General features: G+C 64.1%; 9 protein-coding genes. 4 read left to right on the top strand and 5 right to left on the bottom strand.

Features of this window, described 5'->3' with window-relative positions:
• Positions 1–4 precede the first annotated feature (4 nt).
• The 4 genes from PDM29_RS17560 to PDM29_RS17545 form a co-directional block, all read right to left on the bottom strand.
• Positions 5–1,789, bottom strand: coding sequence for a glycoside hydrolase family 15 protein (locus PDM29_RS17560; RefSeq protein ID WP_311191331.1), 1,785 nt, complete (start codon positions 1,787–1,789; stop codon positions 5–7).
• Between the two features lie 45 nt (positions 1,790–1,834).
• Positions 1,835–2,701, bottom strand: coding sequence for an SDR family oxidoreductase (locus PDM29_RS17555; protein ID WP_311191330.1), 867 nt, complete (start codon positions 2,699–2,701; stop codon positions 1,835–1,837).
• Positions 2,702–2,809: 108 nt separating this feature from the next.
• Positions 2,810–3,295: a DUF4126 domain-containing protein gene (locus PDM29_RS17550; RefSeq protein WP_311191329.1), complete on the bottom strand. Its 486-nt coding sequence runs from the start codon at positions 3,293–3,295 to the stop codon at positions 2,810–2,812.
• A 30-nt stretch (positions 3,296–3,325) separates the two neighbouring features.
• A complete protein-coding gene (locus PDM29_RS17545) occupies positions 3,326–3,493 on the bottom strand; it encodes a hypothetical protein (protein WP_311191328.1) in 168 nt (55 codons plus the stop codon).
• A 155-nt stretch (positions 3,494–3,648) separates the two neighbouring features.
• Here PDM29_RS17545 and PDM29_RS17540 point away from each other — a divergent pair, with 155 nt between their 5' ends.
• The 4 genes from PDM29_RS17540 (at position 3,649) to PDM29_RS17525 (ending at position 8,535) form a co-directional block, all read left to right on the top strand.
• Positions 3,649–4,812, top strand: a complete 1,164-nt coding sequence (locus PDM29_RS17540) for a zinc-dependent alcohol dehydrogenase (RefSeq protein ID WP_311191327.1) — start codon at positions 3,649–3,651, stop codon at positions 4,810–4,812.
• A gap of 13 nt (positions 4,813–4,825) precedes the next feature.
• A complete protein-coding gene (locus tag PDM29_RS17535) occupies positions 4,826–5,305 on the top strand; it encodes a DUF421 domain-containing protein (protein ID WP_311193823.1) in 480 nt (159 codons plus the stop codon).
• A gap of 95 nt (positions 5,306–5,400) precedes the next feature.
• Entirely contained in the window at positions 5,401–5,853 is a 453-nt protein-coding gene (locus tag PDM29_RS17530; protein WP_311191326.1) for a BLUF domain-containing protein, read from the top strand.
• Positions 5,854–5,973: 120 nt separating this feature from the next.
• Entirely contained in the window at positions 5,974–8,535 is a 2,562-nt protein-coding gene (locus PDM29_RS17525; RefSeq protein WP_311191325.1) for an excinuclease ABC subunit UvrA, read from the top strand.
• A 76-nt stretch (positions 8,536–8,611) separates the two neighbouring features.
• On the opposite strand, the gene PDM29_RS17520 is transcribed toward PDM29_RS17525, so the two are convergent.
• Positions 8,612–13,915, bottom strand: coding sequence for a putative Ig domain-containing protein (locus PDM29_RS17520; protein ID WP_311191324.1), 5,304 nt, complete (start codon positions 13,913–13,915; stop codon positions 8,612–8,614).
• Between the last annotated feature and the right edge of the window lie 189 nt (positions 13,916–14,104).

Raw genomic sequence — 14,104 nt, 5'->3', positions numbered from 1 at the left:
GCAGCTAGATCCCATCCACGGCAAACGCTGCATGCACAAGGGCAAGATGACTCAGGCCCTGAGGGGTATTGCCGAGGCCTTGTTCGGTGAGTGGATCCCACATCTCTGGCATGAGCCCGACATCGTTCTGCACCCGGGCCAGCAGGCTGCTGAACAGTCGGCCGGCTTCCTCCGTGTCGCCCAGCAGCCCGTAGGCTTCCACCATCCAGAACGCGCAACTGATGAACGTGCCCTCGCAGTCGCGCATGCCGCTGTAGCGCCACAATAGGTCGCCGCTCTCGTCGGCCAGTTCCCGACGAATTGCCTCTCGCGTGGAGAGGAGCCGCTCGCGTCGCGCTTCAGCCAGGCCAAACCGCGAGGCAAGCATCAGGCTGGCATCAAGGCGATCGCTGCCGGCGTACATCACGTAAGTCTGGCGGGCCTCGTCCCAGCAATGCGCGTCAATCCATTCCAGAATGCGGTCCCGCTCCCTCTGCCAGCGGGGCAGCCGTGCCGTGGTGATGTGCCCGGCCTCGGCCAGTTCGCAGGCACGGCGGAGCGCCATCCAGCATTCCACCTTGGACATGGTGTAGTGCTGCACCGCTTCCAGCTCCCAGAAGCCACTGTCCTTGCGCATCCAGCTGTCCGCGCACTCGTCGGCCAGCTCGAACAACAGGCGGGCGGTGGTGGGGTCGAAGATGTGCCCCGCCTCCAGCATGCGGCTGGCCATTTCCAGCACGTCCCCGTAAGCGCAGGTCTGCAGCTGGTCGGTAGCGGTGTTGCCGATGCGCACCGGCTGGCTGTTTCTATAGCCTGGCACGTCGATGAAGCGCTCCTCGTCCACGCGCTCACCCCGTAGAGTGAAACACGGAGCCAGGCCCGGCCTGTGCTTGCCTATGGTGGTCATCAACCAGCTGAAGCCGGCCTTGGCGTCGGGCAGCGCACCCACGCGCAGGAAGGTTTTGATGACATAGGCCGCATCACGCACCCAGGCAAACCGGTAATCCCAGTTCTTGTCGCCGCCGATGCGCTCGGGCAGGGAGGCACTCACTGCCGCAGCGATGACACCGGTGGGCGAAAACCACAGGAACTTCAGGGCAAGCGCCGAGCGGATCACCTCTGCACGACGGCTTGCTGCGCAGTGCAGGTCATCCACCCACTGCTGCCATTCCCGGTCCGAGCGGTCGATGCGTGTATCGATCTCCTCCAAGGGCGGCACCGGCAGAACCTCGTCCTGGGAAGCCAGCAGCGCGACAACCTCGCGCTCGCCCGCATGCAGGGTGAGATGACCGCGGACTTCGCGGTCATCGCAGTGGGTGATCTGGGTATGCGCGGGGTAACGCAGCATCGTCATCACCGGACCGGCGTGGTGTACACGACCGTTGGGCGTGTCGCTCATCCACGGCGAGCAGGTGCCAGCGCGTGTCCCCGGCTTGTACACCAGGTCAAAGGTGACCTCACCTTCAAGACCCTCCACTCGCCGCGCCAGCTCCGACCACGGCAATCGACCGGCGGGACCGCTGTTGAGGGATTCCGTAACCAAGGCGGTCCCGGTGGTCGTGCACACCGGTGTTTCCAGCACGTTGCTGGCTTCTCGGTAGTGTCGCTGCACGGTTAGCAGCTCACGCGCCTCCAATACGAAGCGGCCGCCGTTCGGCGCGTCAAGCATCCGATCCAATAGAGGCGGCGCGTCCATGCAGGGTGCGCACCACCAGTCGATGCTGCCATCAGGAGCGATGAGCGCGCTGGAGCGCCCATCACCGATGGCGGCGTACGAATCGATGGGGGCGTAACCGTCCTCGTCGCGCATAGGCCTCGCGCCTTCAGCAACTTCAATCTGTGGCGTCACCACCGCTTACAGCGTGACCGCGCCACCGGACACCGTGAGCAGTGCACCGGAGGTGTAGCTGGCACTGTCAGCGGCCAGCATCACGTAAGCCGAGGCCAGTTCTGCCGGTTGTCCTGGGCGACCGAACGGCGTCTGGCTGCCAAACTGCTCCACTTCCTCGGCGGCCATGCCGGCAGGAATGAACGGGGTCCAGATCGGGCCGGGCAGCACGGCATTAACCCGGATGCCCTTTTCCGCCAGCAGCCCAGCCAGCCCGATGGTGAGGTTGGCGACCGCACCCTTGGTGGCGGAGTAGGGCAGAATATTGGGGGTGGGCTTCTTGGAATTGACCGAGGCGGTGTTGATCACCGAGCCACCGTCCTGAAGATGCGGAACGCACAGGCGGGTCAGGTTGAATACCGCATGCACGTTGGTATCGAACGTCTTGCGCCAGTCGTCCAGAGTGATGTCGTCAAACGACTCGTAGTAACGCTGGTAGGCGGCGTTGTTGACCAGGATATCCAGACCACCCAATTCGCCGGTGACCTTCCCGATCAGCGCCTTTGCTTCGGCGTCGTTGCTGATGTCGCAGGGACACAGGACGGCCTTCTGGCCCGCCTCCTCGATCATCAAGGCAATGCTTTGGGCGTCCTTCTCCTCACCCTTCAGGAAGGCGATGGCTACATCCGCGCCTTCGCGCGCATAGGCAATGGCGACGGCTGCGCCGATGCCGCTGTCCCCACCGGTGATAAGTGCCTTCTTGCCTTTCAGCAGCCCATGGCCGACATAACTCTTCTCCCCGTGATCCGGGCGCGGCTCCATCTTGTCGGTCTTGCCCGGGAACGACTGCTGCTGGGCTTTGAAGGGCGGCTTCGAGTAGTTGGGAACAGGCATCGTCTGGACCTCTGCGGTGAAAGTGAGGCCAGTGTGCGGGGCCGCAGGTAAACACGGCGGCCCGATGATGTGGATGCACCGTGCACGCAACGCTGCCGGATTGTGGCGCTATCGCCTGGATCGGCGAGCCTGCTCGCTACGTGACGCCCATTGTGTGATCAGCGCCGCACTGCCAACCGCGATGGCATCTTCCACTGCGCCGGTACTGGTTTGCCCATAGCGCGCAATCGCCCGCATTCGAAGATTGAAGGTGAAGTAGGCCATCCCCACTGCAGTAGCAGCACCCAGCACCGCCCCCAGCTTGCGCTGGCGATAGGGAGCCAATGCGGCTCCGGCAATCACACCGGTACCAACGCGCGCCACCATACCCGCCGGAACGATGCGATCCGGCGCGGACCTCATCTTATCGCCCGCCAGTTCGCCGCCGGCCAGCGCCAGCATGGCGGCCGACGCCAACTTATTGCCCAGCAGGCGGGGCGCACCGTTATCGGCTGGCAGCTGACCGGTACGGGCTGCGTTGGTCACCGCTGCAAGCGGGGTCATGGCACGCATGCCGGCAACCGCACCCATCAGAATCGAATGAATCAGAGCCATGTCATTCTCCGTAAAGTCAAGAGCAGGGTTTCAAGGCTTGGGCGGACGTTCGTAGTCATCAGGTTCTGCAGTGTGCTCGGCATCCGGCATGTCCTTTTCCTTCCACTTCGCCTCGTCATTGCGCAGTTTGTCCGGGGTATGGGCCTTCTTCTGATCGTCGACGTCCGCGCCGGGGTTGAGGGGCAGTTTCTCGTTCATGTTTGCGCTCCGCATCTGGGGTTGTGCGCATGCTGCGCTTCCTGTCATGAGTGCCAAGTGTGGATCAGGTGCACAAATCCGTTACGCGACAGTCACCTTCACCGGACGTGGGTGGGGCTATTGCTACGTCCACATGACGAAGCGAGGCCCCCTCAATGCGAGCATTGACCTACCACGGAAGCAAAGACGTCCGGGTGGACACCGTCCCCGATCCCACATTGGCCGCTGCGGATGATCTGATTCTGCGGGTCACGGCGACCGCGATCTGCGGCTCCGATCTGCATCTTTATCGCGGCAAGATTCCCGACCTGCATACAGGTGACGTACTCGGTCACGAGTTCATGGGTATCGTCGAGGAGGTCGGCAGCGGAGTGACAGATCTGCGCCCGGGTGATCGCGTGGTGGTGCCGTTCGTGATTGCCTGCGGTGAATGTTTCCACTGTCGTCTGGCAGAACATGCCGCCTGTGAGACCACCAATACCGGCAAGGGCGCGGCGGTGAACCAGAAGGGCATCCGCCCGCCGGCGGCGCTGTTCGGGTACAGCCATTTATACGGCGGGGTATCTGGCGGGCAAGCTGAATACGTTCGTGTGCCGAAAGCCAACGTGGGACCGCTGAGAGTTCCCGATGCGCTGCCCGATGAGCAGGTGCTGTTCCTCTCGGACATTCTTCCCACCGGCTACCAGGCCGCCATCAATGCGGGGGTCAAGCCGGGCTCCACAGTGGCGATCTTCGGTGCAGGGCCAGTCGGACTGATGAGCGCGGCCTGCTGCCGCCTGCTGGGGGCCGAGACCATCTTCATGGTCGACCATCTCCCTTACCGACTGGCCTTTGCCGCACAGACGTACGGTGTGACGCCGGTGGATTTCAGCAAGATTGATGACCCGGCGGAGTACATCGTCACCCAGACCAACGGGCGTGGCGTGGACGCCTCGATCGAAGCAGTTGGATTTGAAGCGGAAGGCAGCGCGTTGGAGTCGGCGCTCACGACGCTAAAGGTCGAAGGCAGCAGCGGTGTGGCCATTCGCCAATGCATCGCCGCCACACGCCGCTGCGGCACTGTGAGCATTCCCGGCGTATACGCCGGCTTCCTCCACGGCTTCCTGCTGGGTGATGCGTTCGACAAGGGGCTCACTTTCAAGATGGGCCAGACCCACGTCCAGGGGCTGATGCCCGAGTTGCTGGACTATATCGGCGAGGGCGCTTTGGACCCGGGTGTGATCATCACCCATCGACTTTCTCTGGAGGACGCCGTGCGCGGCTATGAGATCTTCGATCGGAAGGAAGAGGACTGCCGAAAGGTGATTCTCACACCTTGAGAGAGGCATGACGATGTCAGACCTGTTCGATCTGGGAATGCCCTGGTTTGAGTTCATCATCCGCGCTACGGCGGTCTATCTCGTCGTGTTTCTTCTGACCCGCATGAGCGGAAAGCGCTCTGTGGGTCAGCACACGCCTTTTGACATGCTCGTCATTGTGCTGCTGGGTACGGCGGTGCAGAACTCGCTGATTGGAGAGGACACATCATTGCTTGGTGGCCTTATCCTCGCCGCCACATTATTGCTGCTCAACTGGCTCATGGGCTTTGCTACCGCCCGCAGCAGAAGGCTTCACGCGTTGACTGAGGGTACGCCCGTCATGCTTGCGCGTGAAGGGAAGGTGTTCTGGGACCAGTTGCGGCGCTGCAATGTCTCACCGGAGGATCTGGATGTTGCGATGCGCAGTTCTGGATGCAAAGGGCATTATCAGATCGCGCTGGCGGTGCTCGAGACTTCTGGCGAAATCACCATCCTCAAGCAGGAACAGGCGTAAATGTGTTCATGGCAGGGTGATCTACTGCACGCTGAGGTAACACCGTGCACGAATCTCCAGCGTATGGTGGAGTCATTGACTGAGGAGTTTTGATAATGCCGATCCGTGCCGTGGCGTACGTAAGTACCGCGTGCAGCGAAATAGCAGAGCATGATGCACTTGGGATCGGCTCTGGAAAGCTGGATGCGGTGGTGGAAGGCGCGGCCCGCTTCAATCGCCAGGCGGGCGTTACGGGTGTGTTGCTGTTTGATGGCAGGCGGTTCTTCCAGTACATGGAGGGGCCGGAAGATGGCCTTCATGTCGCCTATGGGCGCGTACTCGGTGCGAGCAGCCACCATGATGTGATCGAACTGCAGAGAGGGCTGGTGGGTCGTCGGCTGCTTCCATTCTGGCCGATGCGTTGGCTTCCGACTGACCGCGCCCAGGTCAGTGGGCTTGCCAAAGCAAACTGGGTCGGTTTCAAGCAAAGGGGCGACGCTGCAGCAACCAACGCCACGGGAATGGATCTTGTTGCCGGCGTTGTGGAACCCCATCTGCTGGCAGGGTAGAGCCGGGCTTGCCCGGCTGCTCTTCTCGGTTCAAAAGCAGCCGGGCAAGCCCGGCTCTACGAAAGCGGGTCATCCCGCATCGGAAGCGGGTCATCCCGCATCAGAAGCTGACCAATCACAATGTTGAAGAACAATGCCTCATCACGCCCTTCAGCCACCACTGGCTGCATCGAGGTCCGCGGCGCGCGCGAGCACAACCTGAAGGACGTGGATGTCTCAATCCCACGTGATGCGCTGGTGGTGTTCTCCGGCATTTCAGGTTCCGGGAAGTCGTCCCTGGCCTTCGGCACCCTCTTCGCAGAAGCGCAACGGCGCTACTTCGAGTCCGTCGCCCCCTATGCCCGACGCCTTATTGATCAGGCGGGCGTGCCCGACGTGGACGCGATTGAAGGGTTGCCGCCGGCGGTCGCCCTGCAGCAGCAGCGCGGGGCCAGCAACGTACGCTCGTCGGTGGGCAGCGTGACCACGTTGTCCAGCCTTGTGCGCATGATGTACTCGCGCGCCGGTACATACCCGGCCAATCAGCCCATGCTGTACGCCGAGGACTTCTCACCGAATACACCGCAGGGCAGCTGCAGCACCTGCCACGGGCTGGGGCACGTGTACGAGGTCACCGAAGCCCTCATGGTTCCCGATCCGTCGCTGAGCATCCGTGAGCGCGCCATCGCCTCCTGGCCGCCGGCATGGCATGGGCAGAACCTGCGCGACATCTTGGTAACGCTGGGTTACGACGTCGACGTGCCTTGGAAGAGGCTGCCAAAGAAGGACCGGGAATGGATTCTGTTTACCGAGGAAACGCCAAGCGTGCCGGTCTATGCCGGATTCACCCCTGCCGAGACGCGTGCCGCCCTCAAGCGGAAGCTGGAGCCCAGCTACATGGGCACCTATACCGGTGCGCGGCGTTACGTGCTGCACACGTTCGCCACCAGCCAAAGCGCGCTGATGAAGAAGCGCGTCTCCCGTTATATGGAAGGCAAACTGTGCCCCGCCTGTCATGGGAAGCGACTGAAGCCGGAGGCCCTTTCGGTAACCTTTGGAGGCATTGATATAGGTGAGTTCATGCGCCTGCCACTGGACCGACTGGCAGACGTGCTGGAACCCATCGCAGAAGGTGATTTCACTGGGCATAGCCGCGGGCGGCGATCCTCGTCCCTGACCGAAGAGAAACGCCTGGCCGCACAGCGCCTCGCCGCCGGGGTCATGGCACGCATACGGCAGCTGCGCGACCTGGGGCTGGGGTATCTGTCGCTGGATCGCGCCACGCCGACGCTTTCTGCCGGCGAACTGCAACGCTTGCGGCTGGCCACGCAGCTGAGCTCGTTGCTGTTCGGTGTGCTCTACGTGCTGGATGAGCCGTCAGCGGGCTTGCATCCTGCTGACAGCCAGGCGCTGTACGACGCGCTGGACCGGCTGCGTGACGGAGGGAACTCGGTATTCGTTGTCGAACATGATCTGGAGCTGATGCGCCGCGCGCAGTGGCTGGTGGATGTCGGCCCCGAGGCGGGCGAGCGCGGTGGGCGCGTTCTTTACAGTGGTGAGCCCGACGGGCTGCGGCAGGTTGAGGATTCCCGCACTGCCCGCTATTTATTTGACCAGGTGCCCGCACCGGCCAGCAGGCAGCGCAGCCCAAGTGGGTGGCTGGAGCTGAGGGGAGTCCATCGCCACAATTTGCAAGGTGTGGATGCCCAGGTGCCGCTTGGGCTGCTCACCGCGGTGACCGGCATATCAGGGTCGGGCAAGTCCAGCCTGATGGCGCAGGCGCTGCCCGAGCTGATGCTGCTGCATCTGGGTCACGAACCCGTGGACGACGCCGCCGGCGACCCGCCATTGGAAGGCCCGTCAGTGATCGAGGCGACGCGAGGCCAGATGACAGGCGATGTGGACGATATCCAGCGGGTGGTGCAGGTGGATCAAAAGCCCATCGGCCGTACGCCGCGATCCAACCTGGCCACCTATACCGGGCTATTCGACCATGTGCGCAAGCTGTTCGCGGCGACGCCGGCAGCTCGTCGTCGCCGCTTTGACGCAGGGCGCTTCTCCTTCAACGTGGCCAAGGGCAGGTGCGAGACCTGCGAGGGCGAGGGCTTTGTCAGCGTCGAGCTGTTGTTCATGCCCAGCGTCTATGCCCCTTGTCCTACGTGCCACGGTGCCCGCTACAACGAAGCCACCTTGAAGGTGCAGTGGAACGGCCGCAACATCGCCGAGGTCCTGCAGCTGACCGTGGACGATGCGCATGCGTTCTTCATCGAGGAGGACGCCATTGCCCGTCCGCTGCAGCTGCTGCAGGAAATCGGTCTCGGATACCTGAGGCTGGGCCAACCAGCCACTGAGCTTTCAGGCGGTGAAGCCCAACGCATCAAGCTGGCCACCGAGCTGCAGCGCAGCCAGCGCGGGCGGACGCTGTACGTGCTGGACGAACCCACTACCGGTTTGCATGCGTCAGATGCGGACCGGTTGCTGGTACAGCTGCAGCGCCTGGTGGATGCGGGCAACACCGTGGTCATGATCGAACATGACATGCGGTCTGTCGCGCAGGCGGACTGGGTGATAGACGTCGGCCCCGGCGCAGGAGGCGAGGGAGGCACCATCGTGGCGACAGGAACGCCGCCTGAGGTCGCCCGCGCGCCAGAAAGCAGGACAGCACCCTTCCTCGCGCGCGAGCTTGAAACATCCGCTCCGTAGAGCCGGGCAAGCCCGGCTCTACGCTGCGTCACGCGCGGAGTTGGCACCGCCACTATCGGGCGGTGCCAAACTGTAACTACAACTGCTTGTCCAGGCTGATCTGCACCCCATGGTCGCGGTCTTCACCGCTGCCAATCAGGCCGCGATAGTCCACCCGCAGACCCCAGTTGCGCCGGAAATCGAACATCAGCCCGGCACCGATCATCCAGCGGTTGCGGTCGAAGCCATCCACCGAGGTGCGGTAGAACGGCACGCCCACCAGGTCGGCGTAATGCATCGTCGCCGTACCGTTGCCCTTGAAGTCGTGCTGGTATTCCACGCGCAACTGCGGGGTCCACGCGCCCCACACCGTGGTGTTGCGCATTTCCATGCGGACGCCGCCGTTGCCGGTGGTGCTTTCCACATCCTGGTCACCGTAGCGCAGGGCAAACAGAGCGCTGCCATCTTCGGCGTACGGGTCCAGCGTGCCGCTTGATGCGTCGATGCGCGCGTAGGGCGTCACCAGCCAGTTGCCACGCAACAGATCCGCACCGAAGGACAGCGAACCGAACCACTGGCTGCCGTCGCGACGAGCATGCGCGAAGCTGCCATCGCTGGTCACGTAACGGCGCAGGTCGTAGTCCAGCAGCTGATAGCCCAGCAGCGCGTCCACGAACAGACGCTCGCCCGGGCTGTAGCTGGCGTACAGCATCATGGAGAACGCCTCGCCATCGCTGCGGCTGCCGTTCTCGCCCACGTCGGTGCGATCGCGGCCGTAGCCAAGGCCGGCACCCACCGCGAGGGCAGGGGTTACCTGCAGGTCGCTGCCCACGGTGACGCCGTCGGTGTTGAAATCACCGCCGTCACTGCCACGCCCGTTGCTGCGACCGGTGCGTACGGTACCGCCCACCCACAGACCCAGCGGTGCCTGCGAAGCACTGTCCACTGAAGCCGGCGCGTCCAGGCCGGGCTCACGGTCGAACGGCTGGCGCCGCTGTGCATCACAGTCGGCACCGGGCAGGCTGCCCACTGCAGGTTCACAGCGCTGCGCACCGTACGCCAGGCTCAGGTTGTTGCTGAAGCCGTTGTTGCGGCTGGCACCGTGCAGGCGCTGCATGCGCTGCTGGATGTTCTCGATCTGCGACGTAGCGAAGCGGCGGGCCGCATCGGCCTGCGCCGAGGCCAGCCCGCGAACTTCCGGATCACGGGTCGGGTCCGGGCGCTGGGTGACTTCCACGGTGTAATCGCGCGTGCCGGTGAAGCCAAGTGCGTCGGTCGCGGTGACGGTGAAGGCAAACGCGCCAGCTGCGGTCGGCGCGCCGGAAACCGCACCCGCAGAGGACAGCGTCAGGCCGCCGGGCAGAGCACCGGTGGTGACCGCATAGCTGTAAGGTGCCGTGCCGCCGCTGGTGGACAGCTGCTGCTGATAGGCATTGGCGAACAGACCTGCCGGCAGGGTTTCCGGGGTCAGCGTCAGCACCGGGGCGGCCACATTCACCGTGTACGCCTGGGTCACGGTGCCCGGAGTGCCAGTGGTGCTGTCCGTGGCCGTAATGCTGAAGCTGAAGTTGCCCACTGCGGTCGGCGTGCCGGCCAGACGTCCGCTGGCAGCATCCAGCACCAATCCAGCAGGCAGCGATCCGGCACTCATCGCGAAGGTGTACGGTGCCACGCCGTTACGGGCAGCAAAAGCCACCTGGTAAGTGCTGCCGGCGGTGGTGGCCGGAAGAGCACCTGCAGCCGGGGTCAGGCTCAGTGCCGGGCTGGCCACCTGCAGCGTGTAGTTCTGAACCACGCTGCCCGGGGTACCGGTGGTGCTGTCGGTGGTAGTCACCGTCAACGCGAAGCCGCCTGCCTGCGTCGGCGTGCCAGAGAACGTGCCGCTGCTGCCATCGAAGCTCACGCCGCTGGGCAGCGCGCCGCTCAGCACGTAGCTGTAGGGCGCCACGCCGCCTGCGGTGGTGACCACCTGCTGGTAGGCCGTTCCGGCTGTTGCCGGTGCAAGCGTCGGCGGGGTCACCACCAGGGTCGGGCTGGTGACAGTCAGCGTGAACGTCTGGCCCACGGTGAACGGCCCGTTGCCGGTGCTGCTGTCGGTGGCCACAGCCTGCAGGGTGAAGCTGCCGGCCTGCGTGGGCGTACCACTGACCGTCACGCTGTTGGCCGCGCTGCTGCTGACCGACACGCCAGCGGGCAGGTTGTTCACCTGATAACCGCTGTACGGTGCGGCACCGCCGTCCCAGGTGAAGGTCTGGCTGTATGTCGTGCCTGCCACCGCTGAAAGCACGCCATTGGCGCTGACCGTGATGGACGGATTGTTGACGGTGATGCTCACCGTGGCCGGCGCGGAATCGCCGCTGGCGTTGCTGGCGATATAGGTGAAGCTGTCAGCGCCAGCAAAGCCCGCCGCCGGCTGATAGCTGATGGTCGTCGGCCCGGTCACTGTGGCGGTGCCGTGCGAAGGCGCGGTATCGACCGCAACAGAGGTGGCTGCACCGCCTGAAAGTGCCAGTGTCACCGGCGTGGCGGGTGCACCGTAAACAAAGGTCGCGTTGACATTGCCAGCCACCGGCACGCTGTCGACAACGGTGATCGATCGCGACGAGCTGACCATGTAAGGCGCGCCGGTACCGGTGGTGCTGTCCGTAGCGGTGATGATGAAGTTGAAGGTGCCCAGAGCGGTCGGCGCACCGGAAACGTCGCCGGTCGAGGTGTTCATGCTCAAACCCGGCGGCAGGGAACCACTGGCGAACGCGTAGCTGTACGGCCCGGTGCCGCCACTGGCAGGACCGACCGAGGCGTTATAGGGCTGCGTCCGTGTTGCAGCAGGCATCGCGCCCGCTGGCAACTGCAGCGTGGGTGCCCCCAAGGTCATCACATAAGGCTGATCACCCATATAAGGCCCCGGTGCCACACTGGTATCGGTGGCTCTGAGGGTGAAGGCAAACGAGCCGCTCGCGGTGGGCGTGCCGCTCAGCACGCCGCCCGAGCTGAGCGTCAAGCCGTTCGGCAACGCGCCGGCTGACACCGAGAAGGTGTAGCTGCCACTGCCACCCGTGGCGGCGATCGTCTGGCTGTACGCCACGCCCACCGTCGGTGCCGGCAGTGTGGACGGTGCCACGGTCACCGGCTGGTCATCGTTGACGATGGTGACCGTACCGCTCGCATCGCTCACCGTGGCATTGGTGGCCCCGGACAGGTTGACGGTGAAAGTCTCGTTGGCCTCCGGCGTGGTATCGCCATTGACCGGAATCGTGATGATGCCGGTGGTGACACCTGGCGCAAAGGTCAGGGTGCCCACGGCTCCGATGTAGTCAGTAGGCGCAACGGCGCTGCCATTGGCGGTGGCGTAGTTGACGGTGACCATCTGCCCGCTGGCGGCGGACAACGACACGGTCAACAAAGCTGAAGTGGTCCCGGCATTGCCCTCGGTCACCGAGACGTCGTTGATCGACAGCGACGGCAGCGGGTCATCGTTGACGATGGTGCCCACGCCCTGCGCCTTGGCAACGGTCGCCCCGCTGACGTTGCTGACATTGACGAAGAAGGTTTCATTCGGTTCGTTCAAGGTGTCGCCGTTGACCTGGACACTAAGGCTTGTGCCACTGCTACCCGCCGGGATGACCTGCCCGGTCAGCGCCCTGGCAATGTAGTCGCTGCCAGCGACAGCGGTGCCATCAGCGGTGGCAATGTCAAGAGTTACGCCACCTGGGCCAGCGGGCGCGCTGAGCGACAGAATGAAAGTAAATGTGGTTGTGCCGCTGTTGCCTTCGTTGGCGGTGACGTCAATGACGCTCAACGTCGGCTGGTCGTCATCCAGGATTGTGCCGGTCGCCGAAGACGGCGTGCCGACGACGTAGCCGGCGCCCGCCGCCAGGGTGAGCACAACGGTTTCGTTGCCTTCCACCGTGGTGTCGGTGGTGGGAGTGACCGTGATGGTGCCGGTGGTGGCACCAGCGGCAATGACCAGCGGCGAACTGACGGCCACATAGTCGGACCCGCTGGTAGCACTGCCGCCTACGTTGAAGTTGATCGAGGTTGCGCCAAGGGCGGGCTGGTCCAGGGTGACGGTGTAGACCAGCGGCGTGCCGCTGTCCTCATTGACCGAGGCCGGCGACACGGCAATCGATGCCCTGGGCACGTCGTCATTGAGGATCGTACCGGTGGCGCTGGTCGGGGCACCCACGGTGTAGCCGCTGCCGGCGGCAACGGTGAGGATGACCGTTTCGTTGGCCTCCACAACGGTATCCGCGACAGGGTCGATGACCACGGTTGCGGTGGTTGCACCGGAAGGAATGGTCACGGTGGATACGCCACCGGTGTAGTCCACGCCGCTGGTTGCGGTACCGCCAGTGGTCAGGTTGACCACCGTAGGCGAGCTCAGGTTGAGGCTGCGGGTGACCGTGAAGACCAGGTTGGTCGCCCCGTCCTCGGAGACGCTTGCCGGCGACACGGCAATGCTGACGCTGGGCGCAGGGCTCACCGTGAGGGTGAAATTCTCCACCTCGAAGTAGCTTCCCGGACCGGTGCTGCCGTCGGTCACGCGGATCTGGACCGGGTAGTTGCCGGTCGCTGCCGATGTGGTGCCGCTGACCACGCCGGCAGGGCTGATGGTTATCCCAGCCGGCAAGCTGCCCGTTTCCAGGGCGTAGCTGATGGTGCCCACGCCGCCGCTGGTGCTCAGCGTCTGCGTGAACGGCACGCCCTGGATGGCCGAGGCCGAGGCCGGCGTGAGGGTGAGATTGGGATTCTGCACGGTGCCGCTGTATGACTTGTCGACCGTGTCAGACGCGTTGTCGGTGGCGCGCACGGTGAAGGTGTATGCACCACGCTGGGTGGGCGTACCGCTGAGCGTGTCCCCGGTCAGGGTGATGCCCGGCGGCAGCGCGCCGCCAACCACGGCATACGAGTACGGTGCCGTACCGCCCGTGGCACTGAGGGTCTGCGTGAAGGAGACGCCAGAGGTCAGGGTCGGCAGCGAAGACGGTGCCACCACAATCGCCGTGTTGGCCGGAGTTACGGTGATGTTCACCCGCACCGCGCCGCCATTGCCGCTGGCCTCGCCATCAGTGAACTCGAAGGCGTCGGATGTAGTGTTGTTGCCGCTGTGGCTGTAGTCGACAAACCAGCTGTTGCCCACGATCCGCAGGTTCGCGGTGCCGTTCTGGGGGAGGGCAGGACCATCTACCGGGCCATCGCCGAAGTTCTGCGCGCCCTGGCCGCAATCGGTCACGTCCACGGTGACCGAGCCGCCGTTGGTGACCGTGGCGAACTTCTCCGCACACACCGGCGAGGTGTGCGCCGCCCACGCGGCACCCGGCCAGATAAGTGCGGCACAGAACAGGAACATCGAAATTGCGAACAGTCGCGCGAAGCGCGCGCGGCCCCAAAGGTACGCCATGACCTTTCCCCCTTGGAAAGATTCCACCTGGATGTGAAACAACATCGAGGTGCGCGTCCTTTGCTGGCTGTCTCGGAAGCTGCTTGCTTCCGTCAATCCTTTGACGCTGCCAGCGGCAGGCATTCCACGCCTCCCCCCTTGTGCGTCATTGGAACAGAGTAATCAGGCCGATGGAAGAGCATGCGCGTC

The sequence above is a fragment of the Stenotrophomonas oahuensis genome (assembly GCF_031834595.1).
GTDB classification, from domain to species: domain Bacteria; phylum Pseudomonadota; class Gammaproteobacteria; order Xanthomonadales; family Xanthomonadaceae; genus Stenotrophomonas; species Stenotrophomonas oahuensis.
Note: the sequence above shows the minus strand (reverse complement) of the source record. Positions and strands in the feature narration are given on the sequence as shown.

Bases quoted from the DNA above. Each gene is read 5' to 3' on its own strand.
- PDM29_RS17545 (WP_311191328.1), bottom strand. From the start codon at position 3,493: ATGAACGAGAAACTGCCCCTCAACCCCGGCGCGGACGTCGACGATCAG.
- PDM29_RS17520 (WP_311191324.1), bottom strand. From the start codon at position 13,915: ATGGCGTACCTTTGGGGCCGCGCGCGCTTCGCGCGACTGTTCGCAATT.
- PDM29_RS17540 (WP_311191327.1), top strand. From the start codon at position 3,649: ATGCGAGCATTGACCTACCACGGAAGCAAAGACGTCCGGGTGGACACC.
- PDM29_RS17535 (WP_311193823.1), top strand. From the start codon at position 4,826: ATGTCAGACCTGTTCGATCTGGGAATGCCCTGGTTTGAGTTCATCATC.
- PDM29_RS17560 (WP_311191331.1), bottom strand. From the start codon at position 1,789: ATGCGCGACGAGGACGGTTACGCCCCCATCGATTCGTACGCCGCCATC.
- PDM29_RS17555 (WP_311191330.1), bottom strand. From the start codon at position 2,701: ATGCCTGTTCCCAACTACTCGAAGCCGCCCTTCAAAGCCCAGCAGCAG.
- PDM29_RS17525 (WP_311191325.1), top strand. From the start codon at position 5,974: ATGTTGAAGAACAATGCCTCATCACGCCCTTCAGCCACCACTGGCTGC.
- PDM29_RS17550 (WP_311191329.1), bottom strand. From the start codon at position 3,295: ATGGCTCTGATTCATTCGATTCTGATGGGTGCGGTTGCCGGCATGCGT.
- PDM29_RS17530 (WP_311191326.1), top strand. From the start codon at position 5,401: ATGCCGATCCGTGCCGTGGCGTACGTAAGTACCGCGTGCAGCGAAATA.